The 25,957-nt window shown below is 73.5% G+C and carries 24 protein-coding genes and 2 tRNA genes; 14 read left to right on the top strand and 12 right to left on the bottom strand.

What is annotated here, in order from left to right; translation table 11 throughout:
- Window positions 1-97 precede the first annotated feature (97 nt).
- Both UIS43_RS12675 and UIS43_RS12670 read left to right on the top strand, forming a co-directional pair.
- Window positions 98-535 (top strand): molybdenum cofactor biosynthesis protein MoaE, encoded by a 438-nt coding sequence (locus UIS43_RS12675; RefSeq protein ID WP_013154803.1) that lies wholly within the window; start codon window positions 98-100, stop codon window positions 533-535.
- 90 nt (window positions 536-625) lie between these two features.
- Entirely contained in the window at window positions 626-1,684 is a 1,059-nt protein-coding gene (locus UIS43_RS12670) for a PDZ domain-containing protein (RefSeq protein ID WP_041552857.1), read from the top strand.
- A 122-nt stretch (window positions 1,685-1,806) separates the two neighbouring features.
- On the opposite strand, the gene UIS43_RS12665 is transcribed toward UIS43_RS12670, so the two are convergent.
- Entirely contained in the window at window positions 1,807-2,328 is a 522-nt protein-coding gene (locus UIS43_RS12665; RefSeq protein ID WP_013154801.1) for a PPA1309 family protein, read from the bottom strand.
- Between the two features lie 297 nt (window positions 2,329-2,625).
- Between UIS43_RS12665 and UIS43_RS12660 the strand changes: the two genes are divergently transcribed.
- The 3 genes from UIS43_RS12660 (at window position 2,626) to UIS43_RS12650 (ending at window position 6,250) form a co-directional block, all read left to right on the top strand.
- Complete coding sequence (locus UIS43_RS12660; RefSeq protein WP_370013247.1) at window positions 2,626-5,580, top strand: UPF0182 family protein; 2,955 nt, start codon at window positions 2,626-2,628, stop codon at window positions 5,578-5,580.
- A 267-nt stretch (window positions 5,581-5,847) separates the two neighbouring features.
- Window positions 5,848-5,924, top strand: a tRNA-Met gene (locus UIS43_RS12655).
- 249 nt (window positions 5,925-6,173) lie between these two features.
- A tRNA-Met gene (locus UIS43_RS12650) sits at window positions 6,174-6,250 on the top strand.
- 85 nt (window positions 6,251-6,335) lie between these two features.
- Here UIS43_RS12650 and UIS43_RS12645 read toward each other — a convergent pair.
- The 5 genes from UIS43_RS12645 to hisN form a co-directional block, all read right to left on the bottom strand.
- On the bottom strand, window positions 6,336-7,055 hold the full coding sequence (locus UIS43_RS12645; protein WP_358169010.1) for an ABC transporter ATP-binding protein: 720 nt from the start codon (window positions 7,053-7,055) through the stop codon (window positions 6,336-6,338).
- Complete coding sequence (locus UIS43_RS12640; protein ID WP_071622683.1) at window positions 7,056-8,087, bottom strand: efflux RND transporter periplasmic adaptor subunit; 1,032 nt, start codon at window positions 8,085-8,087, stop codon at window positions 7,056-7,058.
- Between the two features lie 10 nt (window positions 8,088-8,097).
- Window positions 8,098-9,354, bottom strand: coding sequence for an ABC transporter permease (locus UIS43_RS12635; protein ID WP_013154797.1), 1,257 nt, complete (start codon window positions 9,352-9,354; stop codon window positions 8,098-8,100).
- Between the two features lie 198 nt (window positions 9,355-9,552).
- Entirely contained in the window at window positions 9,553-10,068 is a 516-nt protein-coding gene (locus tag UIS43_RS12630) for a hypothetical protein (RefSeq protein ID WP_013154795.1), read from the bottom strand.
- A gap of 64 nt (window positions 10,069-10,132) precedes the next feature.
- Window positions 10,133-10,939, bottom strand: coding sequence for a histidinol-phosphatase (gene hisN, locus UIS43_RS12625; RefSeq protein WP_071622682.1), 807 nt, complete (start codon window positions 10,937-10,939; stop codon window positions 10,133-10,135).
- 155 nt (window positions 10,940-11,094) lie between these two features.
- On the opposite strand from hisN, the gene UIS43_RS12620 reads away from it, so the two are divergent.
- Together UIS43_RS12620 and UIS43_RS12615 are read left to right on the top strand one after the other, a co-directional pair.
- A complete protein-coding gene (locus UIS43_RS12620) occupies window positions 11,095-11,679 on the top strand; it encodes a TetR/AcrR family transcriptional regulator (protein ID WP_013154793.1) in 585 nt (194 codons plus the stop codon).
- A 13-nt stretch (window positions 11,680-11,692) separates the two neighbouring features.
- A complete protein-coding gene (locus UIS43_RS12615) occupies window positions 11,693-11,983 on the top strand; it encodes a DUF2087 domain-containing protein (protein ID WP_013154792.1) in 291 nt (96 codons plus the stop codon).
- 221 nt (window positions 11,984-12,204) lie between these two features.
- On the opposite strand, the gene UIS43_RS12610 is transcribed toward UIS43_RS12615, so the two are convergent.
- The gene (locus UIS43_RS12610; RefSeq protein ID WP_013154791.1) at window positions 12,205-13,095 is read right to left on the bottom strand and encodes an NAD(P)-dependent oxidoreductase; all 891 of its coding nucleotides are present in this window, start codon (window positions 13,093-13,095) and stop codon (window positions 12,205-12,207) included.
- Window positions 13,096-13,191: 96 nt separating this feature from the next.
- Here UIS43_RS12610 and UIS43_RS12605 point away from each other — a divergent pair, with 96 nt between their 5' ends.
- Window positions 13,192-13,548, top strand: a complete 357-nt coding sequence (locus UIS43_RS12605; RefSeq protein WP_013154790.1) for a helix-turn-helix domain-containing protein — start codon at window positions 13,192-13,194, stop codon at window positions 13,546-13,548.
- Window positions 13,549-13,564: 16 nt separating this feature from the next.
- Here UIS43_RS12605 and UIS43_RS12600 read toward each other — a convergent pair whose 3' ends face one another.
- From UIS43_RS12600 to aroA, 3 genes are read right to left on the bottom strand one after another with little or no spacing between them, the layout of a single operon-like run.
- Window positions 13,565-13,801 carry a hypothetical protein gene (locus tag UIS43_RS12600; RefSeq protein ID WP_013154789.1) on the bottom strand — a complete coding sequence of 79 codons (237 nt, stop codon included), beginning with the start codon at window positions 13,799-13,801 and terminating at the stop codon, window positions 13,565-13,567.
- Between the two features lie 31 nt (window positions 13,802-13,832).
- The gene (gene rsgA / locus UIS43_RS12595; protein ID WP_013154788.1) at window positions 13,833-14,849 is read right to left on the bottom strand and encodes a ribosome small subunit-dependent GTPase A; all 1,017 of its coding nucleotides are present in this window, start codon (window positions 14,847-14,849) and stop codon (window positions 13,833-13,835) included.
- On the bottom strand, window positions 14,846-16,192 hold the full coding sequence (gene aroA, locus UIS43_RS12590) for a 3-phosphoshikimate 1-carboxyvinyltransferase (protein ID WP_013154787.1): 1,347 nt from the start codon (window positions 16,190-16,192) through the stop codon (window positions 14,846-14,848). The genes rsgA and aroA overlap by 4 nt, the downstream gene beginning before the upstream one ends.
- A gap of 133 nt (window positions 16,193-16,325) precedes the next feature.
- On the opposite strand from aroA, the gene UIS43_RS12585 reads away from it, so the two are divergent.
- Window positions 16,326-17,501 (top strand): cysteine desulfurase family protein, encoded by a 1,176-nt coding sequence (locus UIS43_RS12585; RefSeq protein WP_013154786.1) that lies wholly within the window; start codon window positions 16,326-16,328, stop codon window positions 17,499-17,501.
- Window positions 17,502-17,531: 30 nt separating this feature from the next.
- Here UIS43_RS12585 and UIS43_RS12580 read toward each other — a convergent pair whose 3' ends face one another.
- Window positions 17,532-18,218 (bottom strand): peptidylprolyl isomerase, encoded by a 687-nt coding sequence (locus UIS43_RS12580; protein ID WP_013154785.1) that lies wholly within the window; start codon window positions 18,216-18,218, stop codon window positions 17,532-17,534.
- Between the two features lie 283 nt (window positions 18,219-18,501).
- On the opposite strand from UIS43_RS12580, the gene UIS43_RS12575 reads away from it, so the two are divergent.
- Both UIS43_RS12575 and UIS43_RS12570 read left to right on the top strand, forming a co-directional pair.
- Window positions 18,502-19,314 carry a Scr1 family TA system antitoxin-like transcriptional regulator gene (locus UIS43_RS12575; RefSeq protein ID WP_013154784.1) on the top strand — a complete coding sequence of 271 codons (813 nt, stop codon included), beginning with the start codon at window positions 18,502-18,504 and terminating at the stop codon, window positions 19,312-19,314.
- A 65-nt stretch (window positions 19,315-19,379) separates the two neighbouring features.
- Window positions 19,380-20,588 (top strand): amidohydrolase, encoded by a 1,209-nt coding sequence (locus UIS43_RS12570; protein WP_013154783.1) that lies wholly within the window; start codon window positions 19,380-19,382, stop codon window positions 20,586-20,588.
- Between the two features lie 70 nt (window positions 20,589-20,658).
- Here UIS43_RS12570 and UIS43_RS12565 read toward each other — a convergent pair whose 3' ends face one another.
- Window positions 20,659-21,483 carry a TIGR03089 family protein gene (locus UIS43_RS12565; protein ID WP_358454217.1) on the bottom strand — a complete coding sequence of 275 codons (825 nt, stop codon included), beginning with the start codon at window positions 21,481-21,483 and terminating at the stop codon, window positions 20,659-20,661.
- Between the two features lie 97 nt (window positions 21,484-21,580).
- Here UIS43_RS12565 and UIS43_RS12560 point away from each other — a divergent pair, with 97 nt between their 5' ends.
- From UIS43_RS12560 to UIS43_RS12550, 3 genes are read left to right on the top strand one after another with little or no spacing between them, the layout of a single operon-like run.
- Complete coding sequence (locus tag UIS43_RS12560) at window positions 21,581-23,629, top strand: hypothetical protein (protein WP_013154781.1); 2,049 nt, start codon at window positions 21,581-21,583, stop codon at window positions 23,627-23,629.
- Window positions 23,630-23,683: 54 nt separating this feature from the next.
- The gene (locus tag UIS43_RS12555) at window positions 23,684-24,619 is read left to right on the top strand and encodes a glycosyltransferase family 2 protein (RefSeq protein ID WP_071622677.1); all 936 of its coding nucleotides are present in this window, start codon (window positions 23,684-23,686) and stop codon (window positions 24,617-24,619) included.
- Window positions 24,616-25,734: a glycosyltransferase family 4 protein gene (locus tag UIS43_RS12550; RefSeq protein WP_013154779.1), complete on the top strand. Its 1,119-nt coding sequence runs from the start codon at window positions 24,616-24,618 to the stop codon at window positions 25,732-25,734. The genes UIS43_RS12555 and UIS43_RS12550 overlap by 4 nt, the downstream gene beginning before the upstream one ends.
- Window positions 25,735-25,957: the final 223 nt, after the last annotated feature.

Below are 25,957 nucleotides of genomic sequence, written 5' to 3'. Positions count from 1 at the left end.
AGTGCGGCGCGCTTCCTGTGCCGGTGCCCGTGCGCGTGCGTCGGAACGCGCACCCGTGTCCCCACATGGGGGAACAACCGGTTGATACGGTCATGTCGTGGAAGAGATCACTCTCGCGTCAGTACGCGACACCCCCCTGTCGGTGGACGAGGTCCTCGCCGCGGTCTCCGACCCGCGCGCGGGCGGCACCGCGGTCTTCGTCGGCACCGTCCGCGACCACGACCACGGCCGTGACGTCGCGCGCCTGGCCTACTCCGCCCACCCGACGGTGGAGGCCCAGCTGCGCGTCGTCATGGAGAAGGTCCTCAGCGACACCTCCGTCCCGGGCCGCCCCGTGGTGCGGATGGCCGCGACGCACCGGGTCGGCCAGCTGGAGATCGGCGACATCGCGGTGGTCGTGGCCGCCGCCGCCGCGCACCGGCAGGAGGCCTTCGAGGCCTGCCGCCGCCTCATCGACGACCTCAAGGCCCAGGTGCCCATCTGGAAGCAGCAGGACTTCGAGGACGGCCGCAGCGAGTGGGTGGGCGCCCCCTGACCGCCCGCGGCGGCCGGGTGAGCCGGAGGGAGGGCGGACCCCCGCCGGTCCGGACGCGGCAATAGGCTGGGGAGCATGCTTCGTCGTGCCATGACCCTCGTTGTCGCGCTCGTCCTCCTCGTCGGGCTCGGGATCGGCAGCCTCCACCTGCCCGTGCCCTACCTGGTCGCCGCGCCGGGCCTGACCGTCAACACGGTCGGGGAGACCGACCGCGGGCAGGTCATCGAGATCGAGGGCGCCGAGAGCTACGAGCACGACGGCACCCTGTCCATGGTGACCGTGCAGTACGCGGGCGGGCCCGGGCACCGGCTCGACTTCCTCACCGTCGTCACCGCCTGGCTCTCGCCCACCCAGGCGGTCCTGCCCGAGGAGCTGCTCTTCCCAGCCGGGCGCACGCCCGAGGAGGTCACCGAGCGCCAGACGGTGCAGATGAACGACTCGCAGACCGACGCCACCGCCGCCGCGCTCACCCAGCTCGGCATGGAGTACGAGGCGGTCCCCGTGGTCAGCGGCACCCTGGAGGGCATGCCCGCGCACGGCGTGGTGGAGGCGGGCGACACGGTCGTGGCCGTGGACGGCGAGCCGGTGCCCACCCAGGGCGGCGACCCCGACGTCCCCGCCGGCAGCGCCGCGGTCGTGGAGATGGTCGGCGACCGCGAGCCCGGCGACCCGGTCGGACTCACCCTGGAGCGCGACGGCGAGACCGTCGAGGTGGAGGTCGCCAGCGAGGAGGGCGACTCCGGCGGCGCCGCGATCGGCGTGCTCATCGCCGACGAGACCGACTTCCCCGTGGACGTGGAGATCACGATCGGCGACATCGGCGGGCCCAGCGCGGGCATGATGTTCGCGCTCGGGATCATGGACCGGCTCAGCGAGGAGGGCCTCACCGGCGGCGCGGCCGTCGCCGGGTCGGGCACCATCACCGCCGACGGTCGGGTGGGCGGGATCAGCGGCATCCCGCAGAAGATGGTCAGCGCCCAGCGCGACGGCGCCGAGTACTTCCTCGTGGCCGCCGACAGCTGCTCCCAGGTCGCCCAGTCGGCCGCCTACGGCGAACTGGAGGTGGTCCGGGTGGAGACCCTCGACGACGCGGTCGCGGCCCTGGAGACCATCCGCACCGGCGAGGGCGAGCTGCCGCGCTGCGAGTAGGGGCGCGGCGCCCGTCCCGTGCCCGGGTTTCCTGGACAGGTGACTCCCCGGGCGCGCACCCGCGTTCCCCGGGTGCGCTCCCGGGCCCCGCGCGACCCCGCGGGCGCCCCCAACGGCCCAGATCAGTCCTGTCCGGACTCCTCGTCCAGGTCCAGGGTCAGCGCCAGCGCGGAGGTCAGCGCCGGGATGAGATCCGCCCCGTTGAGCACCTCCGACTCGCTGTCGTGGCTGCGCATGCGCATCGCGCAGTGCCGCGAGCCGTCGCGCAGCACACCGGCGACCATGCGGATCTCCTCGGTCTCGCGGCCGGAGGAGCCCGGCTGCTCGTCCGGGGCCAGGGTCTCGTCCGTGCCCTTGACCACCAGGCGCTCCATCACCAGCGCGCACCCGGCCACGCCCTCCGGCCACAGGATGCGGCCCAGCGCCTCCTCCAGCGGGACGTCGGCGGGCAGCTGCTCCTGCTCGACGGGGGTCAGCTCGTCGGGGTCGGCTGGGGAGTCGATGCCCAGCAGACCGGCCAGCGCGGGCTCCGCCCGCAGCAGCTCCGCGGTCGGCACCAGGGCGTACAGGCCCAGCGGCCGGTCCCAGCCCTGCTCGGCGGCGTGGCGTTCGAGGTCCATGACGGCTTCGCGAATGTTCGACACGTTTCCATAGTGACCGATGCGGGAAGCGCGACGCCCCTGTTTTCGGACAGTAGGGTCGCCACGTGGCCTTCCGGATGCGACTCCGATACAGCAACGATGCAGCCTTGTCACCCGGACGAGGGCCGTTTCGGGAACCCGGGGACCACCGATTAAGTTTTCAGTAACAGAGCGCCACACGCGCACCCATACGCACCTACCAAGCCAGAACGAGGGGGAGGCGTGAGCTTCCGATCGCCCGGCGCACCACCTGCGCGTATGCCTCGCCGATCAAGGTTGCTCGCGCCAGTCGCGGCGACCGTGGTCGTCATCATCGCGGGGCTGATGCTCGCCGCGAACTTCTGGACCGACTTCAAGTGGTTCGAATCCGTCGGCTACACCTCGGTCTTCCTGACCGAACTGTGGACCCGCGTGCTGCTGTTCGCCGTCGCCGGACTGGTGATGGCCGTCATCGTCGGCGCCAGCATCTTCTTCGCCTACCGCTCCCGGCCCGGCATCCGACCGATGAGCCTGGAGCAGCAGGGCCTGGACCGCTACCGGCAGTCCATCGACCCGCACCGCAAACTGTTCTTCTGGATCGCCGTGGGCGCCCTCGCGCTGCTGGCCGGAGCCGCGGCCAGCGGTGACTGGCGGTCCTACCTCCAGTTCGTGAACAGCACCGACTTCGGGGTGAACGACCCCGAGTTCGGCATGGACGTGGCCTTCTTCGCGTTCACCTACCCGTTCCTGCGCATCCTGCTCGGCTACCTGTACGCGGCGGTCATCCTGGCGTTCATCGCCGCGGTGATCGTGCACTACCTGTACGGCGGGGTCCGCCTCCAGAACGACTCCGGCCAGCGCGCCACCCCCTCGGCCCGCGTGCACCTGTCGGTGCTGCTGGGCCTGTTCGTGCTGCTGCGCGGCGGTTCCTACTGGCTGGACCGCTACGGCCTGGTCTTCTCCGAGCGCGGCTACACCTTCGGCGCCTCGTACACCGACGTGAACGCCGTCAAGACCGCGCTGCTCATCCTCACGGTCATCTCGGTCATCTGCGCCGTGCTGTTCTTCGCCAACATCTACTTCAAGAACATCATGGTGCCCATGGCCAGCCTCGGACTGCTGGTGCTGTCCGCGGTGCTGGTCGGCGTGGCCTACCCCGAGATCGTCCAGCGCTTCCAGGTCGCGCCCAACGAGCAGCGCCTGGAGAGCCCCTACATCGAGCGCAACATCGAGTACACGCGCCAGGCCTACGGCATCGACGACGCCGAGGTGCAGGCCTACGACGCCACCACCGAGCTCAGCGCCCAGGACCTGGTGGAGGAGTCCCAGGACACCACCGTGCGCCTGGTCGACCCCTCCGTCGTCTCGCAGACCTTCCAGCAGATGCAGCAGGTCCGCGGCTTCTACCAGTTCCCCGAGGTGCTGGAGGTCGACCGCTACCCGGACTCCGAGGGCAACCTGATCGACACGATCGTGGCCGTCCGAGAGCTGGACGGGCCGCCCGCCGACCAGGACAACTGGCTCAACCGGCACCTGATCTACACCCACGGCTACGGCATGGTCGCCGCCGCGGGCACCCAGATCGACGCCGAGGGGCGCCCGGTCTTCACCGAGTACAACATCCCTCCGCGCGGTGAGCTGAGCGACGTCGTCGGCGAGTACGAGCCGCGCATCTACTACGGCCGCGAGGGCGCCGAGTACGCGATCGTGCAGGCCGAGGAGGAGTACGACTACCCCCTCGACGCCGAGGAGGAGACCGGCGACGTCCCGACCCCGGAGGACGCGGTCGAGCCGGAGGTCTCCCCGAGCCCGGACGAGGCCCGCGCCCCGTCCGACGCGGACCAGGAGGCCTCGGAGCAGACCGCCGAGGAGGCGCCCGCCGAGGGCGGCGGCGAGGGCGCCGAGGGCGCCGGAGGCGGTGGGGAGGGCAGCGACTCGCAGGCCTACAACCGCTACGACGGCGACGGCGGCGTCCAGCTGGCCAGCTTCTTCGACCGGATCCTGTACGCGATCAAGTACCAGGAACCCAACATCCTGCTCAACAGCGCCATCACCAACGACTCGCGCATCATCTACGAGCGCGACCCGGTGGAGCGCGTGGAGAAGGTGGCCCCGTACCTGACCACGGACAGCCGACCCTACCCGGCGGTCGTCGACGGCCGGGTCGTGTGGATCGTGGACGCCTACACCACGTCCGACGGCTACCCGTACGCCAACCGGATCGACTTCACCCAGGCGGTGACCGACACCTTCACCGACGGCTCGGCCCAGCAGGTGGGCGCGCTGCCGGGCAACGAGGTCAACTACATCCGCAACTCGGTGAAGGCCACCGTCGACGCCTACGACGGCACCGTCACCCTGTACGCGTGGGACGAGGCGGACCCGGTCCTCCAGACCTGGATGGACGCCTTCCCCGGGACCGTCGTCAGCAGGGACCAGATGAGCGAGGAGCTCGTCGACCACCTGCGCTACCCGGACGACCTGTTCAAGGTGCAGCGCCAGATCATGCGCGAGTACCACGTGACGGACGCCGCGGCCTACTACGGCGGTCAGGACTTCTGGTCGGTCCCCAGCGACCCGACCAGCGAGACCGATGCCCCCGAGCCGCCCTACCGGCAGACCATCCAGTACCCGGGTGAGGAGTCCACCTTCTCGCTGACCAGCACGTTCGTGCCGCGCGGCCGTGAGAACCTGGCGGCCTTCATGGCGGTGGACAGCGATCCGCGCTCCGAGGAGTACGGCCAGCTCAAGCTGCTGGAGCTGCCGCGGAGCACGGTGATCCTCGGCCCGGGGCAGGTGCAGAACGCCTTCGACGCCGACGCCGACGTCCGCGAGGTGCTGCTGCCGCTGGAGCAGTCCAACGCGGAGGTGACGCGGGGCAACCTGCTCACGCTGCCCTTCGCCGGGGGCCTGCTCTACGTCGAGCCGCTGTACGTGCAGGCGGGCGGCGGCGGAGCCGCCTCCTTCCCGCTGCTCCAGCAGGTCATGGTCGGCTTCGGTGACGAGGTGGCCATCGGCAACAGCCTGCCGGACGCGCTCAGCAACCTCTTCGACGGAGAGGGCGCGGCCCCCGAGGAGGGCGTCGAGCAGACTCCCGAGGAGGAGTCCGAGGCCGGTGGCGGCGGCGGAGGCGGTGGTGGGGGCAACGAGGACCTCACCGAGTCCCTCAACGAGGCCGTCGAGGCCTGGGAAGAGGCCCAGCAGTCCAACGAGGAGGCCAACGACCGCCTGCGCGAGGCGCTGGAGGACATCCAGCAGCAGCTGGACGAGAACTGAGCCCCGCCCTGCGGCGGTGACCGTTCCCTGAGGGGGCGGGGGTCCTCGGGCCCCCGCCCCCTCGGCGTTCCCGGGAGGCCCCGCCCGGGTGCCCGCGCGCTCCCCGGGCGCCGGAGCCGGGGATGGTGGCCGTCGGGGCGGGCCGGGCCCGCGGGGCCCACCGGGCGCCGCGTCCGGCGTTCGCCGGGGTTTCGCGGGCCCGCTGACGCGTCCGGGTCCGCCGATTTGGGTTTCGGTCCGGGGCGCGCTACTGTGTAGACACAACGACGCGGGGTGGAGCAGTTCGGTAGCTCGCTGGGCTCATAACCCAGAGGTCGCAGGTTCAAATCCTGTCCCCGCTACCAGACCCGGACCCGGGAGAAATCCCGGGTCCGTCGGTTTTCCGGATCCCCCCTTTTGCGGAGGGGAACGGAAGGCGGGTTCCTCCAGGGGAGCCCGGGCGGTCGGACCAGGGCGCAAGCGCTGGTAGGATTGCCGAAGGCGGTCGGGAAACCGACTGCCGAAGGGTGGGATCTCCACCGGTTTTCCACGCGGAAACGCAGGGAAAACCGATTTGCCACCAGGGGCCAAACCCCCTAAAATAGAGATCACGACGCGGGGTGGAGCAGTTCGGTAGCTCGCTGGGCTCATAACCCAGAGGTCGCAGGTTCAAATCCTGTCCCCGCTACCAGCAAAACGCCGGGCGCATTTCGCGCCCGGCGTTTTTCGTGTGCCCGAGCGGCGGTGCGCCGCCCGGTCTCCCGGGCGGCGCGCGCTCAGCGGGTACGGCCCTCCACGAGTTCGACCACCCGGTCGGCCCGCTCGGCCACCTTGGGGTCGTGGGTCACCACGACCACCGCCGCGTCGCGGATCCGGGCCTGCTCCAGCAACTGGTCCATGATCATGGTGCTGCTGGCGGCGTCCAGTGCGCCCGTGGGCTCGTCGGCGAGGATCAGGGCGGGCTCCCGGCTCAGCGCCCGCGCCAGGGCCACACGCTGCTGCTCACCGCCGGAGAGCTGGTGCGGCTGCGAGTGCAGCCGGTGCCCCAGCCCCACGGCCTCCAGCAGTTCGCGGGCCCGCGCCCGGCGGCGCAGCAGCGGCACGCCGCCGAGCACCATCGGCACGCCGACGTTGGCCAGGGCGGTCCGCCGCTCCAGCAGGTGGAACTGCTGGAACACGAAGCCGATCCCCTCGCCGCGCAGGCGCGACCTCGGGCCCTCGCCCAGGCGGGTGGTGTCCACGCCGTCGAACGTGTACGTGCCGCCGCTGGGCCGGTCGAGCAGGCCCAGCACGTTGAGCAGGGTGGACTTGCCCGAGCCGGACTGGCCGACGATCGCCACCACCTCGCCCCGCCCCACCCGGAACGTGCAGTCGCGCAGCACGTCGATCCGGGCCCCCGACACCGTGAAGTGCCGGGTCATCCCCACCACGTCCAGCAGGGGCGCCGGGCGGGCGTGGCGCGGCGCGGCCTCGGGGGCCGGTGCGTCGACGGACATCTAGCCCTCACCCTCCTCGACGAACGCGTCCTCGGGGTCGTGCGCGCCGGGCACGTCGAACCGGGGGTCGAGCGGGATCGGGTCCAGGACCGTCTCGCCGATGCTCAGTCCCTCGGTGACCTCCACGGAGGACCCGTCGGAGACGCCCAGCACCACCTCACGGGTCTCCTCGGTGCCGTCCTCGCCCACCACCACGACCTCGCCCGACCCGGCGGTGCCGCGCACCGCGGTCACGGGGACGATGATCGCGTTCGTGGCCGCGCCGGTGCTGACCGACAGCTGTCCCTGGACGCCCTCGAAGACCTCCAGGTCGGCGGGCACGCGGCAGGCCAGCTCGGCCCCGCCGCCGCCCCCGCCGGCGTCCTCGGTGCCCTCGCCGCCCCCGTCCCCGGGGACGGGGGCGCCGCCCTCGGCCGTACCCAGGGACAGGAACTCGCACGCGGCGGCGGGCGGCCCCTGGTCGATCTGGAGCAGGATGTCCTCGGGGTCCTCGTAGAACCGGTAGAGGTCGTTGGGCGGGATCGACGCGACGGCCCGGAACTCCTCGGGGGCGACCGTGGCCACCACCGCGCCGGGCTCCAGCACGTCGCCGACCATGACGTCCTCCAGCCCCGACACCGTTCCGGCGGCGGGCGCGTACAGGGTGACCTCCTCGGTGGTGGGGGCGTCGGGGGCCTGGCCGTCCTCCCCGGTGACGGGCGCGCCCTCGGCGGGCACCCTCACGTTGACCACCGGGGCGCCCCGGTCGACCTCGGCGCCCTCGCCCACCCACAGGTGGGAGACCGTGCCCCCGTTGCGGGCCTCGACCGCCTCGCCGGGCTCGGCCCGGACGACGGCGTCCAGCACCAGCACGGAGCTGACCTCTCCCAGCACCACCTCGACCGGGGCCCCGCCCACGTCCAGGGCGGCCTCCTGCATGCCGGCGTCCTCTCCGGCGCCCGGGCCGCCCAGACGGGACACCAGGAGGTAGCCGGCGCCGGTCAGTCCTCCCACGAGGACCAGGACCGCGCCGATGATGATCCACTTCTTCACGTGATGTCTCCTATTCCCGGAGTCCGGCGACCACGGACGCGCGCAGCGCCCGCATCGCGGGGATGATCCCGGCCAGCATCCCGACGAGGGCGGCGCTGCCCAGGCCGACGAGTACTCCGGACGCGGGGATGACGAGGGGGACGTCGGCGGGCAGCGACACGACGCCGCCCAGCACCGCGCCGACAGCGGCCAGCAGGGCCCAGCATGCGGCCAGCGCGATGAGCCCGGCCACCAGGGACACCACGACCGACTCCATGACCACGGCCACGAACAGGGTGAACCGGCTCGCGCCCAGGGCGCGGTAGGTGGCCAGTTCGCGGCGGCGTTCGCGCACGGTGACCAGTCCCACGTTGAGCACGCCCAGCAGGCCGGTGGTGAGGGTGACGGCGGCGATGCCGGTCAGACCCCAGGACATGTAGGTGATGACCTGGCCGATCTCCTCGGCGTAGTCCGTGCGGTAGGCCATGACGGCCTCCTGGTCCTCCACGCCCCAGCGCCAGGACACCGACGCCAGTCGCTCGGAGAAGACCTCGCCCCACGGGTCCCGCGCCGCGGGGTCGCTGGGGTCGATCCTCACCTGGTAGGTGGTCATGTCGCCCATGAGGAACGGGTCGGCCGACTCCTCCTGCTCCTGGGCGCCGGTGGAGGTCCCGAAGAGCAGTTCCTCGGAGGCGGGGGCGCGCAGCAGGTAGGCGCTGTACCAGCCCATGTCCAGCGCGGAGCCCTCCAGGACGCCGATGACGCGCACGTCCGTCCACTGGTCGGTGCCGACCTGGACGCGGGTGAGGTCGCCCAGCGCGTTCGCGAGTTCCTCGTTGACGACCATGACCGGGGCCAGTGACTCGGTGTCGGCCTCGGTGAACCAGCGGCCCTCGGCCAGGTTCATCCGCCGGATGTCGCCCAGGGTGGGGTCCACGCCGAGGAACTCCACGTCGGGCAGGACGGAGCCGCCGGAGCGGATCGAGGGGACCTGGGAGGGCCTGTGGTAGATCGAGATGTCCTGGCCGCCCGCCCGGACCAGGTCCTGCTCGAAGGCGGCGCGGTCGGTGACCCGGCCGTGCACGGTGACCTCCAGGGTCGCCGGGCGGCCCGCGTTGGCCTCGCTGTAGGCGGTGGCGAAGCGCTGGCCGAAGTCACTGGCGCTGACCACGAGGATCAGCGCGCCGACACCGACGACGATGCCCGCGCAGGACAGGATGGTCCGGGCCACGTTGGCCCGTGAACCGGCGAAGGCCAGCACGATCCCGGCTGTGAGGGAACGCAGCATTCGGCCCCTTCCCGTGATGTCTGTGAGATCCGGACGCCGCGACGGCGGCGGCGGGATACCCGCGGGGGTGGCGGGGTTTCACCAGACTCATCGTGGAAGGGGACGGTTTCGGTTCAACCCGGCGGCGCGAATTTCGGGCCGCCGTTTCGGGCTGTGCGTAGGGGGAGGGGTGGTTGGGGACGCGGCGCGACCCGGGCCTCAGACCGCCTCGAAGCCGTCGCAGGTGAGCGGCGTCCCGGAGCCGGTGTCCGACCAGACCACCGTGTGCACCCCGGTGGAGGGGTCGCCCCCGGCTCCCTCGAAGTCGTCGGGGTAGCGCACGCGGGTCCACTCGCCGGGGGAGACCGCCGCCTCGGTGGCGGCGGTGCCGCCGCGGGGTCCGATGACGGAGACGGTCACCGAGTCGGTGTCCGCGTCCTCCGGCGCCAGGACGCCCAGTTCGACGGGGCCGTCCGCGGCCGTGCGCGGCGCCTCGGTGCGCCAGAGGCGGGCGGTCCGGCCGTCCACGGCGGGCACGCACAGGTACCTGGCGGGGTCGAAAGCGGTGTCGGGGACGCCCAGGCCGGGGCCCTCGCCCCGTACGGAGGAGCGCACGGTGTCGGCGATCATCTCGCCCAGCTGTCCGGGACCGTGCCCGTGGCCACCGCCGCAGGCGGTGGCCAGCAGGACCGCGGCCGCGCACAGGACGGCCCGCAGGGGTGTCGTGTTCAGCACACCACCGCACGTTACTACGTACGGTGCTCACCTGTGTACCCGCTGTCGTGCCCGGGGGTGGGGCTCAGACGCGGCGCAGCGGGGTGGGGCCGCCGTTGAGCCAGGTCAGCACCTGGTCGTGGATCTCCCCGTTGGTGCACACCAGGGGGCCGCCGTCCTCGAAGCCCTCGCCGCGCAGGTTGGTGGCCCGTCCGCCCGCCTCCTCCAGGATGACGGGCAGCGGCGCGGCGTCCCACAGCGACAGCTCGGGCTCGGCGGAGATGTCCACGACGCCCTCGGCGACCATCACGTGCGACCAGAAGTCGCCGTAGGCGCGGGTGCGCCAGACCGAGCGGGTCAGGCCGAGGAAGGAGTCGAGGCGGCCCTGCTGCTCCCAGCCGGTCAGCGAGGAGAAGCTCAGCGAGGCCTCCGACAGCTCCGACACCTTGGACACGTGGCAGCGCGAGGCCTTGGACAGGCTGCGGCCCTGCCAGGCGCCGCCACCCCGGGAGGCCCACCAGCGGCGGTACAGCGCCGGGGCCGAGACCACGCCCACCACGGGGCGGTCCCCCTCCAGCAGGGCGATCAGGGTCGCCCACACCGGGACGCCGCGGACGTAGTTCGCGGTGCCGTCGATGGGGTCGATGACCCACACCCGGTTGCTGTTGCCCGTCTTGCCGTACTCCTCGCCCACCACGGCGTCGCGGGGCCGGGCGCGGGAGAGCACGCCGCGCAGCGTCTCCTCCACCATCCGGTCGGCCTCGGTGACGTGGGTGAAGTCGGGTTTGGTGTCGACGACGAGGTCGAGCGCCCGGAAGCGCTTGAGCGCGATGTCGTCGGCAGCGTCGGCGAGCACGTGGGCCAGCCGGAGGTCATCGTCAAAGGACACCATGACCGGTAACGCTACCCTCACGGGCACGAACATGGCCAAAGGGACGCACACGCGTGACCAGAGTGTTAGGTCCCGATCGCCCGGGGCCGCGGGAGCGGCGGCCCGGCGGGGCGTCGGGGATGTCGTCCGCGGCGGCGGATGCGAGGATGGGGAGCATGGACACCGCGAACCGACAGGGACGCGCCGAGGGCACCTCGGCGCGGGAGCGGTTGCTGGACGCCGCCTACGCCGAGGTCGTCTCGGGCGGCTGGTCCGAACGGCGTATGGCGGACATCGCGGCGGTCGCCCGGGTGTCGCGCCAGACCCTGTACAACGTGTTCGGCAGCAAGGAGGGCCTGCTCCAGGCCGTCGTGGTACGCGAGGTCAACGCGCTGCTGGACCGGGTGGTGCGCCTCCTGGAGGAGGAGGGCGAGAACCCGCCGCACGCGGTGAGCCGGGCCACGCGCCTGGTGCTGCTGTCCGCCCGCGACAACCCGCTGCTGCGCGCGGTGGTGACCGGGGACCACGGGCTCCTGCCGGTGCTCACCACGCGCTCCGAGCCCCTGCTGGGCGTCCTGGGCGAGCGCATCACCGCCCTGCTGGGGGAGCGCTACCCGGAGCTGGCCGACTCCGCCGCCGAGGTCGCGGCCGACGTCGCCCTGCGCCTGACGGTGTCCTACTCACTGCAGCCCATCGACCCCGACGAGGCCGCGCGCAGGGTCGAGACGGTCGTGCACGGGATGCTGATGGTCGGCCGCTGAGGGAGGTGGCGGCGTGGTGGAGGGTCCGCTGACGGAGAGCGAGCGCCGGGAGGTGCTGCGCGCCTGCATGGCCGACGGGCGGATCACCGCGATCCCGGTCCGACGCGCCGCCCGGCTGGTCCTGCTCGACCAGGTGGCCCGGGCCTTCGAACCGGGGGTGCGCTACAGCGAGGCCGAGGTCAACGCGGTCCTGAGCGGGTTCAGCGCCAACGTGGCGGTGCTGCGCCGCGGCCTGGTCGACGAGGGGTTCATGGAGCGCGACCGCACCCGGTACTGGCGCTGCGGCGGGACCGTGGAGGTCTGACCCCAGAAGGCGTCGCCGGTGCGGTTCCGGGGACTTCGAGCTGTGATGGTCCTGTGCCCGTAGCCGGTGCCGGCGCCCGAACCCCGCTACGGGTACGGGGTCACGCCGCGGAGCACCGGCACGACGGACCCTTCCGGCCGGCGCCGCCCCGGGGCCCTGACCGGGCGGCCGCAGTCGGCGGAAGCCGGTGCGGCTGCCCGGTGAGCGCGGCCCGCCCGCGTTCAGCGGCGGGACGCGGCGAGCAGGTCCACCACCCCCGTATCGTCCTCGTCGCCGTGGCCCCCGGCGAGGCGGCGCTCCATCAGCTCCGCGTACGGTGCGAGGAGTTCGGTGCTCACCCCCCGTTCCTCGGCGGTGCGCAGCAGGGTCCGGTTGCCCCTCACCCGCATGGCGAGGTTGGACACGACGCCCGTGGTGTAGTCGCCGCTCTCCAACTGCTCCGCGGTGGTGTGGACGCCGAGGGTCATCGCGCCCAGCCAGTCCGCCAGCAGGGACGCGAACCCCTTCAGCGGCACGTCCTCGTCGCGGACCAGGGCGAAGGCGTGCGCGACCCCGGCGAACATGCCGCTCATCGCGCTGAGCAGGGCCACGTCGTACAGGTCGGCCAGCCCGGCGTCCTCGCCGACGAACACGGTCCCGGCCACGGCGGACAGGGCCGTCTCGTGCTCGGCGAAGGCCTCCTCGGAACCGCTGTAGAACACGTACCCGCCCGAGCCGGGGGCGCCGATCATCGGCGGAACGGCCATGACGCCGCCGCTGACGAAGCGGGCGCCGCGCCCGCGCGCCCACTCCGCGCGGGCCCGTGCCTGGTCCGGCGTCCCGGTGGTGAGGTTGAACAGGTCCCGGTCCGCCAGGTCGGCGTCGGCCAGCACCGCGCCCACGGAGTCGTCGTCGAGCAGGCAGGCCACCACCAGGCGGGCGGAGGCCACCGCCCCGGCCGCCGTCGCGGCGACGTCGGCGCCCTCCCGGGCCAGCGGCTCGGCTCGGGACGGGGTCCGGTTCCAGACGGTCAGCGGGTACCCGGCGGCGAGCCAGGCCCGGGCGAGTGCGGTGCCCATGTCCCCGAGCCCGAGCAGGGCGACGCGGGGCTTGTCGGTGTCGTGTGCGTTCATGTGCACTAGGCTCGTCGCCCGTCGGAGCCCCGACAAGTACGCACTTCGGAGTGCGTGCGCACTCCGGGGTAAGCGTGCTGGTGGGAGGGAGGGGCGATGGTCGGCGTACGGAGGCCCGGCGCGTACCACTGCGGCATCGACGCGGCGATGGACGTCATCGGCGGCAGGTGGAAGGTGCTGATCCTGTGGGCGTTGGAGGAGGAGCCGCGCCGCTTCGGTGAGCTGCGCCGGACGCTCGACGGCGTCACCGAGAAGGTCCTGGCCTCCCACCTGCGCGAGCTGGAGCAGGACGGGGTCGTGCACCGGGAGGACTTCGGCGAGGTGCCGCCCCGGGTCGAGTACTCGCTCACCCCGCTGGGGGAGTCCCTGAACGAGGCCCTGGCCCCGCTCGGGGCCTGGGGCCGCGCGCACGTCATCGACACCGGGGAGCCGGTGGACGCCCGTCGGCGCTGACGCCCGGGGCCGCCCGTCACCGTTCGACGGAGTGCTTCCCCGGGGCGCCTCGACGCCGGAGGGGCCGTACGAGGAGGACCGCCTGCCAGGCGAGCGCGACGACGGCGAGCCCGAGGAGCACGTAGGCGAGTACCGTCAGGTCCGGCCCGCCGTTCCCCATCCATATGTCCAGGAGCACCGCCGCTGTCACGAGGAGGGCGCTGGCGGCCCCCGTGACGCCCACCGCGCTCGTACGCCTGTCGTCGTCCTTCATGGGGTTCCTCCGGGAACAGGGGTGGTGCCGGTCAGGACTCGTTCTCGTCAGTGCCGGCCGCGTCTCCCTCGCGGCTGGTGAGCAGACGGCGCAGGGAGGCCACGCGGTCCGGGTCGAGTTCCCCCCGCTCCAGCGCGGCCTGGATCGCGCAGCCGGGGGCGTCTGGCTGGTGGGAGCACCCCGCGGGGCAGTCCTCGGCGGCCTCGGCCAGGTCGGCGAAGCCCTCGACGATGTCCTCGGGGTCGATGTGGGCCAGGCCGAAGCTGCGCACGCCCGGGGTATCGATCAGCCAGCCGCCCTCGAAGGGCAGCGCGGCGGCGGACGTGGAGGTGTGGCGGCCCCGTCCGGTGACGGCGTTGACGTGGCCCACGGCCCGGTCGGTGCCGGGGACGAGCCGGTTGACCAGGGTGGACTTGCCCACCCCGGAGGAGCCCACGAGCACGGTGGTGCGGTCGGCCAGACGGGCGCGCAGGCCGTCCAGGCCGCTCTCGGGGTCGAGCACCTCGTAGGGCACGCCCAGGGGCGCGTACACCCGCACCAGCTCGTCCGGGTCGGCCAGGTCGGCCTTGGTCAGGCACAGCAGGGGTGCGAGCCCGGCGTCGTAGGCGGCGACCAGACAGCGGTCCACGAAGCGCGGCTGCGGCGCGGGGTCGGCCAGGGCGCAGACGATCGCCAGCTGGTCGGCGTTGGCCACGATCACCCGCTCGACCGGGTCGGTGTCGTCGGCCGTGCGTCTGAGCACGGACGCCCGCTCCCTGACCCGCACGACGCGGGCCAGGGTGTCGGGTCTGCCGGACAGGTCGCCGACCACGTCGACGCGGTCGCCGACCACGATCGAGCCGCGGCCCAGCTCGCGGGCCTTCATCGCCACGACGGGAACGCCGTTGACCAGACAGCGGTACCGGCCCCGGTCCACGGCGGTGACCAGGCCCTCCACGGCGTTCTCGTGCTTGGGCCGGTTGCGGGTGCGGGGGCGCGAACCGCCCCGGGCGCGCACGCGGATGTCGTCCTCGTCCAGGTGGCGTCCCCCGCCCCGCGTGCGGCTCACGCCAGGGCCTCCGCCCACAGGCCCGGGAAGTCGGGCAGGGTCTTGCGCGTGGTGGCGATGTTCTCCACCTCCACGCCGGGCACCGCGAGCCCGATCACCGCCCCCGAGGTGGCCATCCGGTGGTCGTCGTAGGAGTGGAACACCCCGCCGCGCATCGGGCGCGGGTTGATGACCAGTCCGTCGGGCAGCTCCTCGGCGTCGCCGCCCAGCCGGTTGATCTCGGCGGCCAGCGCGGCGATCCGGTCGGTCTCGTGGCGGCGCAGGTGCGCGATGCCGGTCAGCCGGGAGGGGGTCGTGGCGAGCGCGGCCACGGCGGCCACGGTGGGCGTGAGCTCGCCCACGTCGCGCAGGTCGGCGTCGATGCCCAGGATCCGGCCGGTGCCGCGCAGGGTGAGCAGTCCCTCGGGCGAGCGGGAGACCTCGCCGCCCATCCGGGTGAACAGCGAACGCAGCTCGTCGCCGGGCTGGCTGGTGTGCTCCGGCCACCCCTCGATCGTCACCTCGCCCCCGGTGACCAGGGCGGCGGCCAGGAAGGGCGCGGCGTTGGACAGGTCGGGCTCCACGGTGATGTCGGAGACCTTGACCGGTCCCGGCTCGACCCTCCAGGAGTTGTCGGCGGTGGACACGGTGACCCCGGCCGCGCGCAGCATCTCCACGGTCATGTCCAGGTGCGGCTGGGAGGGCACCGGGGGACCGGAGTGGCGCACGTGCACGCCCTCGGTGAAGCGGGCGCCGCTCAGGAGCAGGGCCGACACGAACTGGGAGGAGCCGGACGCGTCGAGCGTCACCTCGCCGCCGTGCACGGCGCCGGTGCCGTGCACGGCCATCGGCAGCGCGCCGCGGCCGCCGTCGTCGATGTCGGCGCCCAGGGCGCGCAGGGCGGCCAGCAGCTCGCCCACGGGCCGCTCGCGGGCGCGCGGGTCGCCGTCGAACTCCACCGTGCCCGAGGCCAGGGCCGCCACCGGCGGCACGAACCGCATCACCGTGCCCGCGTTGCCGACGTCGACGGAGGCCGGGCCGCGCAGCGGGGCGGGGGTGACCGCCATGTCCTCCCCCTCGGTGGTGATCCCCACACCCAGGGCGCGCAGGGAGCCCGCCATCAGCTCGCTGTCCCGGCTGACCAGCGGGCGGCGCACCAGGCACGGCGTCTCCGACAGGGCGGCCAGGACCAGCGCGCGGTTGGTCATCGACTTGGACCCCGGCAGCGACAGCCGGGCGCGCACCGGCCGCTCGGCCGTGGGCGCGGGCCAGTGCCCGCCGGGGGCCCCGGCCGGGCTCGGGGACGGTGCGGTCTCGGGGTTCTGGCCGGACTGGACGGGCTGCGAGGACGCGGACTCAGGCATGACACAAGGTTATCGGGAGCGGCGCGGCCGCAGGGGAACGCCTTCCCGCCTGTGGACAACGCGTCGGATGCGTGCGGCCACGGCGGGCCCGGAGAGGCCGGACGACCCGGGACGGACGTATCCTTGTCAGGCCATGGTGTATCTGGATCACGCTGCCACGACCGACGTGCGCCCCGAGGTCGCCGCCGACGTCGCGGCCGAGCTCGGCGCCCTCGGGAACCCGTCGTCCCTGCACGGCCACGGGCGCGCCGCGCGCCGCACGGTGGAGGAGGCGCGCGAACGCCTGGCCGGTGCGCTCGGCTCGACCCCGCACGAGGTGGTCTTCACCGGGGGCGGCACCGAGTCGGACAACATCGCCGTCAAGGGCCTGTACTGGGCGCGCAACACGCCCGACGCACGCAGGCCCAGGATTCTCACCAGTGCCGTCGAGCACCACGCCGCCCTCGACCCCGCGCACTGGATGGCCGAGCACCAGGGGGCCGTGCACGAGAAGATCCCCGTGGACGCGCTGGGCCGGGTGGACCCCGAGGTCCTGCGGGAGGCGATCGAGGGCGGCTCCGGCCCCGAGGCGGTCGCGCTCGTCTCGGTCATGTGGGCCAACAACGAGGTGGGCACGGTGCAGCCGGTCCGGGAGCTGGCCGCCGTCGCCGCCGAGTACGGCATCCCCTTCCACACCGACGCCGTCCAGGCCGTGGGCGTGGAACCGGTCGACTTCGCCGGGAGCGGGGTGAGCGCGCTGACGGTCAGCGGCCACAAGCTCGGCGGCCCGGTGGGCGCGGGCGCGCTGCTGGTCGCGCGCGGCCTGGCCCCGGTGCCGGTCCTGCACGGTGGCGGCCAGGAGCGCGACATCCGCTCGGGCACCCTGTCCCCGCCGCTGCTGCGCGGACTGGCCACGGCCGTCCACCTGGCGGTCGCCGAACGCGAGGAGCACTCCAAGCACCTGGCGGGCCTGCGGGACGAGCTGGAGGAGCGGGTCCGCGAGGCGGTGCCCGACGCGGTCGTCAACGGCGACCCCGCGCGCAGGCTGCCGGGGATCTCGCACATCTCCTTCCCCGGCTGCGAGGGGGACGCGCTGCTCATGCTCCTGGACGCCAAGGGCATTTCCTGCTCGACCGGCTCGGCCTGCTCGGCGGGGGTGGCCCAGCCCAGCCACGTGCTGCTGGAGATGGGCGCCGACGCCGGGACCGCGCTGAGCAGCCTGCGTCTGTCGCTGGGCCGCACCTCCACCCGGGAGGACGTGGCGGCGCTGGCGCGGGCCATCGGACCGGCCGTGGAGCGGGCCAGGGCCGCCCGCGCCAGACGCCGTTAGGCGGACGCGGCGGCCCCGGACACGGGCCGTCTACTCCGCGCGGTGCACGGTGACGGACTCGATGGTCACGTCCTGGGTGGGGCGGTCGTTCATGTCGGTCTCGACGTTGGCGATGCCGTTCACCACCTCCATGGACGCCTCGTCCGCGACGTGCCCGAAGATCGTGTGCATGCCGTTCAGGTGCGGGGTGGGCTCGACGGTGATGAAGAACTGCGAGCCGTTGGTGTCCGGGCCGCGGTTGGCCATGGCCAGCACGCCCGGCTCGGAGAACTCGCGGCCGGAGTCGAACTCGTCCTCGAAGGTGTAGCCCGGGCCGCCCTGGCCGGTGCCCTGCGGGTCGCCGCCCTGGATCATGAAGTCGTCGATCACCCGGTGGAACACGGTGCCGTCGTAGAACGCGGCCTCGCCCGTCGCCGGGTTGGGCACGCCCTCGCCCTCGGCCAGGCCCACGAAGTTGGCCACCGTGACGGGCGCCTCCTCGGGGAACAGCTCCAGTTCGATGTCGCCCTCGCTGGTGTGCAGCGTGGCGCCCTCGACTCCGGTGACGTCCACCTCGGCGGGGCTGCCGGTCTGCTCGGAGGCGGTCTCCTCCGGCGTGCCGCCGCCCTCCGATCCGCCCTGGTCGGCCGGGGCTGCGGCGCCGTTGGCGCAGGCGGAGGCGGCGAGCAGGGCGGTGCAGGCCAGGAGGGCTGTCGCCGGGAGGGGCAGAAGCTTCATCGGTTCACTTCCGGAAATGAGGATCGCGGCTGGGCGGCACACAGGCTACTCGGCCGGGGGAAGTGCCCTCGTCAGCGGGTTGGCTTTCCGTCATGGCGCGACCACGGTCCGCCCCCGAGGCCGCTCCGCCGCGACGCCCCGATGACTTGTCACGGATCGCCGTACCCGTCCGGTCGCTTGACCGGCGACCCCGGCACGGGAGAGGGTCGGAAGAGGACGGGGCGGGGCGCCGGCGGTGTGCCGGGAGCGAGGCCCCGCCTGGCGCTGGAGGGAGGGAAGTGGATTGAACACCGCACTGCCGTCCGCGATGTGGCTCCCCTTCGCCGCGAGGGTACTGCGCGCGCGCTCCGACAGGGGGCTCTCACGCGCCGAACTCGCCGCGACGGTCGGGGTGACCGACGACAAGCTCCGCGAGGTGGAGAGCGCGCACTGCCGGCCGGCCCGCTCGCTGGTCGAACGGGTGGACACCGCCCTGGGCGCCGAACACCAGCTCGTGGACGCCTGGGCGATCACCCTCCAGGCCGAGGCCTTCCCCAACGAGTTCGGCGACCAGCGCGAGCTGGGCGTCCACGCCACCCACCTGTGGGAGCACCAGCCCATGGCGGTCCCGGTGTTCCTGCGCACCCGCGAGTACTCGCGCGCGGTGCTGCGCCCGCGCCATCCGGACCTGTCCCCGGACGAGGTCGAGGAGATGGTGGAGGAGGAGATGGCCCACCGGGCCGCGATGACCGGGACGGAGGGGCCCGTGCTGCGGGTGGTCCTCAACGAGTCGGCCCTCCAGCGGCCGCAGGGCGGCGCCGCCGTCCTCAACGCCCAGCGCGACTTCCTCGCCGACCTGATCGAGGCGGGCATCGTCACCATGGGAGTCATCCCCGAGCAGACCCCGAACCACCCCGGTCTGGGCGGCGCCTTCCGGCTGATGGAGTTCGCCGACCGCCCCAGCATGGTCTACGCGTTCGCGGCCGAGGGCGGGGACCTGACCGCCGAACCCGAGCAGGTGGGCCGCTGCACCACGGTGCGCGACGCCATCGAGGCCGCGACCGTGGAACTCACGCCGGGGTCGGAGCTGCTCACCGCCCGCTGGCCGGCGGGGTAGCGGGCCGTCCGCCCGAGCCCAGGAGGGCTTGGGGATACGCCCCGTGATGGGCTAGGTTGCCCGCCATGGATATCGCGATCACATCCGGATACGTCGTTCCCGTCGACGGAGACCCCATCGACGGGGGCACCGTCCTCATCTCCGACGGCCGGATCGCCGCCGTCGGCGCCGACGTCACGGTCCCCGAGGGGGCCACCGTCGTCGACGCCTCCGGCAAGTGGGTGCTCCCCGGCTTCGTGGAGGCCCACGGCCACATCGGCATCGACGAGGAGGGCGTCGGCTGGGCCGGTGACGACACCAACGAGATGACCGACCCCAACGGCGCCCGCATGCGCGCACTGGACGCCATCAACCCCGCCGACCGCGGCTTCGCCGACGCCCTGTCCGGAGGCGTCACCAGCTCGGTCGTCAAGCCCGGTTCGGGCAATCCCATCGGCGGCCAGACCGTGGCGATCAAGTGCTGGGGCCGCAGCATGGAGGACCGCCTGATCCGGCACCCGGCCAGCGTCAAGAGCGCCCTGGGCGAGAACCCCAAGCGGGTCTACGGCAACAAGGACAAGCTGCCCTCCACCCGCCAGGGCGTGGCCGCCGTCATCCGCGACGCCTTCACCAGGGCCCAGGACTACCGGGCCAGGCGCGAGCACGCGGCCTCGGAGGGCACCCCGTTCGAGCGGGACACCACCCTGGAGGTGCTGGTCCGGGTCCTGGACGGCGAACTCCCCTGGTGCCAGCACACGCACCGCGCCGACGACATCCACACCGCGATGCGCCTGTCCGACGAGTTCGGCTACCGGCTGATCATCAACCACTGCACCGAGGGCCACCTGCTGGCCGACGAGATCGCCGCGCGCGGCATCCCCGTCATCACCGGTCCGCTCATGACCAGCCGCTCCAAGGTCGAGGTCAACAACAAGACCCTGGCCAACCCCGGCATCCTCGACCGGGCGGGCGTCAAGGTCGCCCTGACCACCGACCACCCGGTCGTCCCGATCGAGTTCCTGGTCCACCAGGCCACCCTGTGCGTCAAGGAGGGCATGGACCCGCGCTCCGCGATCCGCGCCCTCACGGTCAACCCCGCCGAGATCATGGGCATCTCCGACCGGGTCGGCTCCCTCAAGCCGGGCCTGGACGCCGACGTGGTCGTGTGGTCGGGCGACCCGCTGGACGTGATGAGCCGCGCCCTGCGCGTGTTCGTCGAGGGCCGCGAGGTCTACACCTACGACGAGGCCACACGCGAGCGCACCGTGCTCGACGCCTACTACCGCGAGGGGTGAGCGGCCGCGCCGGGACCCCCCGACCCCGGGTCGCCGGACGCGCCGCCCAGGAGCCCGCGGGACACGTCCCCTAGGAGAGCCCCACCGTCCGGAAGGGGGCCCGGTCCGGCAGCGCCGCGCCCCCGGCCCCCTCCGCCCCGCGCACCGCCACGGTGACCTTCTCCATGCCGGTCCTGCGCAGCACCTCGTCCGGGCCCGCGGAGCCCAGCGGCGTCAGGACGAGCGGCGCGCCCGCCGCGACCGGGGCCAGCAGCAGCTCCGCGCCCTCCCCGAGCAGGGTCAGCGGGGCGTCGGGTTCGGCGAACAGCGCCACCCGGTCCCCGGCGTCCAGCTCCCACCGCCGCGCCCGGTCGCGGCCCCCGGCGGTCAGCTCCGCGCCGGTCCGGACGCCGGGGCCGCGCAGAGCGGGCGCCCCCGGGTCCACGGGGTAGGGCGAGAAGTGGTCGCCGTGCCCGCGCACCTCCACCGAGTAGTCGAGCACCATGGGCGGCACCTCGGCCAGCGGCAGCCCCAGCGGGTGCAGGGACGTGCCCACCACCTCCTCGGCTCCGCTGTCCAGGGCGGCCTCCAGGCGGTCGGCGTCGGCCACGGCGACCTGGGCGCCCTCGGGCAGGTCCGCGCCGGGCCGCGCGAACTCCGCCACGGCCCCCACCGACCAGCACGAGACCAGCCACACCAGCGACTGCCAGTGCACCGGCAGGGCCAGCACCACCCGGTCGTCCGGCTGCGCCCCCAAGCCGTCCACCAGCATGTTCGCGGTCTTGGACACCCAGTTGTCGAAGGTGGCGCGCGACAGCTCCACCCGGCCGCCCGAGGCGTCGTAGGAGGTCACGAAGGGTCGGGACGGGTCGTCGGAGACCAGGGCGCGCCACAGCTGCGCGGGAGTTTCGGACATGCCCGCCACTCTAGGGCGTCGCGCGGGGTCCGCGCGGACCCCGCGCGCGAGCCGCCGCGGGTGTGCGTTGGTGCCGGGGAGCTGTCAGAGTTGCCCCATGCGCTTGCTCCCCGGACGGTTCCTCGCCCGTGCCACCGCGCTCCCCGCGATCGCCGTCTCGGCCTGGCTCCTGGTGGCCTTCCCCCTCCTGGCACTGGGCTCCCTCACCCCGCTGACGGCAGCCGTCCTCGGAACGCCCGCCGTGCTCGCGGCCTGCCTCCTGGTGCCCCGGCTCATTCCGGACCCGCCCGATGGGGAGGACGCGCCCTGGTGGCCGGTCGCCCTCGTCGTGCTGATCACGGTCGCCTTCGCCGCCGTGCAGATCGCCTACCACGCCGAGGCCCTGGTCATCCGCCGCGACCCCGCCTCCTACGCCATGTACACGGCGTGGATCGCCGAGAACGGGTTCCTGCCCATCCCGCAGCAGCGCGAGCTGATCGCGGGCGACGACCCCTCGCTCAGCTACCAGAGCCTGGCCCACTACCAGCGCGGCGACGTCATCTGGCCGCAGTTCATGGCCGGTGCGCCCCTGGTGACCTCCATCGGCTACTGGCTGGGCGGGCTCGACGGGATGCTCGTCACGACGCCGGTCCTGGGCGCGCTGGGCGTGCTCACCTTCGCCGGGCTCACCGCGCGCCTGGTCGGGATCCGCTGGGCGCCCCTGGCCGCCCTGGTCCTGGCCGTGTGCCTGCCCCAGCAGTGGGTCAGCCGCTTCACCTACAGCGAGCCGGTCACCCAGATCCTGCTGCTGGGCGGCCTGGTCCTGGCCTACGACGCGCTCGCGCGGCGCACCCGGATCACCGACCGGTGGTCGGCCGCGCACACGCTGGCCGCCGTGGCGGGACTGGCGTTCGGCCTGGGGCTGGTGGTGCGCATCGACGCGATCCGCGACCTGCTGCCCGTGGTCGGGTTCGTCGGCCTGCTGCTGCTCGCCCGCCGGGGACAGGCCCTGCCGCTGCTGGGCGGGCTGGCCGCGGGCGTGGGGCTGGGCCTGTACGCCGGGTACGGGCTGTCCCTGCCCTACCTGGAGTACCTCTCCGACTCCCTCAACCCCCTGCTGCTCATCAGCGCCGTCGTCATCGCCGTCACCGTCGCGGCCACCGCCGCCCTGTGGCGCCACGGCGTTCCGCGCGTGGAACGCGTGCGCCGGCTGCCCGACGCGGTGGCCGCGCTCGCCCTGCTCGCCATGGTGCTGTTCGCCGTCCGCCCCCTGCTGTGGCCGGACCACGGGCACGGCAGCGACTTCACCGACGGCTGGGTCGCCTACGTCCAGCAGCGCGAGGGACTGCCCGTCGAGGGCAGCCGCACCTACTACGACATGAGCCTGTACTGGGTGGGCTGGTACGTGGGCCTGGCCACGGTCCTGTTCGCCTCGCTCGGCGTCGCCCACGTGCTGCGCCGCCTCTTCCAGCGGCGCGACCCCCAGTGGCTGCTGCCCGCCATGCTGCTGGTGTGGACGGTCGGCACCACCCTGCTGCGGCCCGCCATCACCCCCGACCACCCCTGGGCCAGCAGACGGCTGATCGCCCTGGTCATCCCGGCGTTCATCCTGTTCGCCGTCTGGTTCCTGGCCTGGCTCACCCGCTACTGCGCCGTCGCCGCCCACTCCGGTCGGAGCACGGCGGCGGCCCGCGCCCTCCCCGTCGTGGTCGCCGCCAGCGCCTCGGTGGCGCTGATCGTCCCCACCGCGGGCACGGCGGCCGGGATCATGGGGTACAGACAGGACGTCGGCACCGTCGCCGCCACGCACCGGCTCTGCGCGGCGCTGTCGGAGGACGCCTCGGTGGTCGTGGTCGACTCCGACACGGCCGGTAACTACATGCCGCTGCTGCGCAACGTCTGCGGGGTGCCCACCGCGTCCATGGACGAGCCGACCCCCGGGGACGTGGACCGCGTGGTCTCCGAGATCCACGAGCGCGACCGCGACGCCGTGCTCGCCGCCTCCGACTGGCAGGTCCTGGAGGACCTCACGGGCGGTGAGGCCGAGCCCGAGCGCCCCTTCCAGGTGAACGCCCGGATGGACCCGAGTACCCTCATGGAACCGCCGACCGGTTCCTGGGCCTTCAGGGGAAACGTGTGGGTGTCCGTGTTCCCCGACGGGGGATGAGCGCCCGGCCCGGCCCCTTCCCGAACCCGCCCCCATCCCGCCGAAGAAGAACCCATGAGCCACAGAAGCGACGACGCACCCAGGCAGCACGGCGAGGACCAGCCGGTCCGCGTCACCATCGTGCTCCCCTGCTACAACGAGGAGACCCACGTCGTCGACGAGGTCAAACGGATCTGCGGCGCCATGGACGCCTCCGGGTACTCCTACGAGCTGCTGGCCGTGGACGACGCCTCCACCGACGCGACCCTGGCCCGGCTGCGCGAGGTGGAGCCCCTCTACCCGCACATGCGCGTCATCGCGTTCGGGCACAACGGCGGGTCGGGCACCGTCCGCCGGATCGGCAGCCAGCGGGCCCGCGGCGAGTTCGTCGTGTGGACCGACGCCGACATGAGCTACCCCAACGAGCGCATCCCCGAGCTGGTCGGCATGCTGGAGGAGGATCCCGAGACCGACCAGGTCGTGGGCGCGCGCACGCAGGAGATGGGCAGCCACAAGGCCCTGCGGGTGCCCGCCAAGTGGGTCATCCGCAAGATCGCCGAACGCCTCACCAACACCCGCATCCCCGACCTCAACTCGGGGCTGCGCGTGTTCCGCCGCGAGGTCGCCCGTCCCTACCTGCGGCTGCTGCCGCCCGGGTTCTCCTGCGTCACCACCATCACGCTGGCCTTCCTGTCCAACCAGCACCCGGTCAGGTACGTGCCGATCGAGTACGCCAAGCGCGCGGGCACGTCCAAGTTCCACTTCGTGGGCGACGCCTACCGCTACATCCTCCAGGTGCTGCGCATGGTGATGTACTTCAACCCGCTCAAGGTGCTCATGCCGCCCTCCCTGGTGCTGCTGGGGGTCGGCGCCGCCAAGTTCGTCTTCGACCAGGTGCGCAACCCGCTCTACATCCCCAACAACACCGTCATGATCCTCATGACGGGGCTGATCATCGCGGCGATCGCCCTGCTGGCCGACCTCATCGTGCGCTCCAGGGAGAGCGCGTGAGCCCGGCGGCGCGGGTGGCCCTGGTCGGGCCCGCCCACCCCTACAAGGGCGGCGGCGCCCGGCACACCACCGAGCTGGCGCACCGGCTGAGCGCGCTGGGCCACCCCACGGCCGTGGAGTCCTGGCGGGCGCAGTACCCGGCCGCCCTCTACCCCGGACAGCAGACCATCGAGGTCCCCGAGGGCGAGCCCTACCCCGGCACCCGCCACGAGCTGGCCTGGTACCGGCCGGACGGGTGGTGGCGGACGGGGCGGCGCCTGGCCCGCGAGGCCGACCTGGTGGTGCTCACCCTGTTCTCCCCGGTGCAGGTGCCCGCCTACCTCGGCGTCCTCGCCGGGGTGCGCTCCGTGCGGCGTTCCGGGGGCGCGCGGGTGGTGGCGCTGTGCCACAACGTGCTGCCCCACGAACGGCGTGCCGTGGACGTGTCCCTCGTGCGGGCCCTGCTGCGGCGGGTGGACGGCGTGGTCGCCCACTCGCCCGAGCAGGCGCGCCTGGCCGAGGGGCTCGGGGGCCCCGGGGCGCGGCGGCCCGTGGTCGCCCAGATGCCCCCGCACCTGCCCGAGACCGGCGGCGCGGTCGCCCCGGCGCCGGGGGAGCGGCGGCACCTGCTCTTCCTGGGCATCGTCCGCCCCTACAAGGGGGTGGACCTGCTGCTGCGCGCCCTGGCCGACGGAGCGCCCGGGGACGTGGCGCTCACCGTGGCCGGGGAGTTCTGGGGCGGCACGGCGGAGCTGGAGGAACTGGCCGCCGGGCTGGGGATCGCCGACCGGGTGCGGCTGCGGGACGGGTACGTCCCCGCCGCCGAGCTGCCGGAGCTGTTCGCCTCGGCCGACGCGGTGGTGCTGCCCTACCGCACCGCCACCGCCACCCAGAACGTGTGGCTGGCGCACGAGCACGGGATTCCGGTGGTGGCCACCCGAGCCGGGACCCTCCCCGACCACGTGCGCGAGGGGGTCGACGGCCTGCTGTGCGCGCCGGGCGACGCCGCCGACCTGGCCCGCGCGCTGGGGGAGTTCTACGCGCCGGGGGAGCCCGAGCGGCTGCGCGCCGGGGTCCGCCCGGTGGAGACCGAGCCGTACTGGCGGGCCTACACCGAGCGGTTGCTCGGGGCCTGAGGGCCTCCGGCGCCGGAGGCGGGAGTGCACGGCGCCCACGGGGACGCCACCAGAGCGGTCTCCCCGTAGGCCAGCTCCCCCGGGCGCTCAGGAGCAGGGCGTCGCGGTCGTCCTCGGACAGGTGCGCCAGAGCGGCGGCCGGGTCGCGGGCGAGCGCGGTGGTGCCCCCAGCGCCGCCACGATCCCGGCCGCCACCCCCGCCCCGGGCCCACCGCCTCCGCGG

The organism is Nocardiopsis sp. LDBS0036 (assembly GCF_041228755.1).
In the GTDB taxonomy this organism is placed as follows: domain Bacteria; phylum Actinomycetota; class Actinomycetes; order Streptosporangiales; family Streptosporangiaceae; genus Nocardiopsis; species Nocardiopsis dassonvillei.
Note: the sequence above shows the minus strand (reverse complement) of the source record. Positions and strands in the feature narration are given on the sequence as shown.

Coding starts and splice junctions, on each gene's coding strand:
- UIS43_RS12670 (WP_041552857.1), top strand. CDS start 626: ATGACCCTCGTTGTCGCGCTCGTCCTCCTCGTCGGGCTCGGGATCGGC.
- UIS43_RS12645 (WP_358169010.1), bottom strand. CDS start 7,055: ATGTCCGTCGACGCACCGGCCCCCGAGGCCGCGCCGCGCCACGCCCGC.
- UIS43_RS12635 (WP_013154797.1), bottom strand. CDS start 9,354: ATGCTGCGTTCCCTCACAGCCGGGATCGTGCTGGCCTTCGCCGGTTCA.
- hisN (WP_071622682.1), bottom strand. CDS start 10,939: ATGGTGTCCTTTGACGATGACCTCCGGCTGGCCCACGTGCTCGCCGAC.
- UIS43_RS12620 (WP_013154793.1), top strand. CDS start 11,095: ATGGACACCGCGAACCGACAGGGACGCGCCGAGGGCACCTCGGCGCGG.
- UIS43_RS12610 (WP_013154791.1), bottom strand. CDS start 13,095: ATGAACGCACACGACACCGACAAGCCCCGCGTCGCCCTGCTCGGGCTC.
- UIS43_RS12605 (WP_013154790.1), top strand. CDS start 13,192: ATGGTCGGCGTACGGAGGCCCGGCGCGTACCACTGCGGCATCGACGCG.
- UIS43_RS12600 (WP_013154789.1), bottom strand. CDS start 13,801: ATGAAGGACGACGACAGGCGTACGAGCGCGGTGGGCGTCACGGGGGCC.
- aroA (WP_013154787.1), bottom strand. CDS start 16,192: ATGCCTGAGTCCGCGTCCTCGCAGCCCGTCCAGTCCGGCCAGAACCCC.
- UIS43_RS12585 (WP_013154786.1), top strand. CDS start 16,326: ATGGTGTATCTGGATCACGCTGCCACGACCGACGTGCGCCCCGAGGTC.
- UIS43_RS12580 (WP_013154785.1), bottom strand. CDS start 18,218: ATGAAGCTTCTGCCCCTCCCGGCGACAGCCCTCCTGGCCTGCACCGCC.
- UIS43_RS12570 (WP_013154783.1), top strand. CDS start 19,380: ATGGATATCGCGATCACATCCGGATACGTCGTTCCCGTCGACGGAGAC.
- UIS43_RS12565 (WP_358454217.1), bottom strand. CDS start 21,483: ATGTCCGAAACTCCCGCGCAGCTGTGGCGCGCCCTGGTCTCCGACGAC.
- UIS43_RS12560 (WP_013154781.1), top strand. CDS start 21,581: ATGCGCTTGCTCCCCGGACGGTTCCTCGCCCGTGCCACCGCGCTCCCC.
- UIS43_RS12555 (WP_071622677.1), top strand. CDS start 23,684: ATGAGCCACAGAAGCGACGACGCACCCAGGCAGCACGGCGAGGACCAG.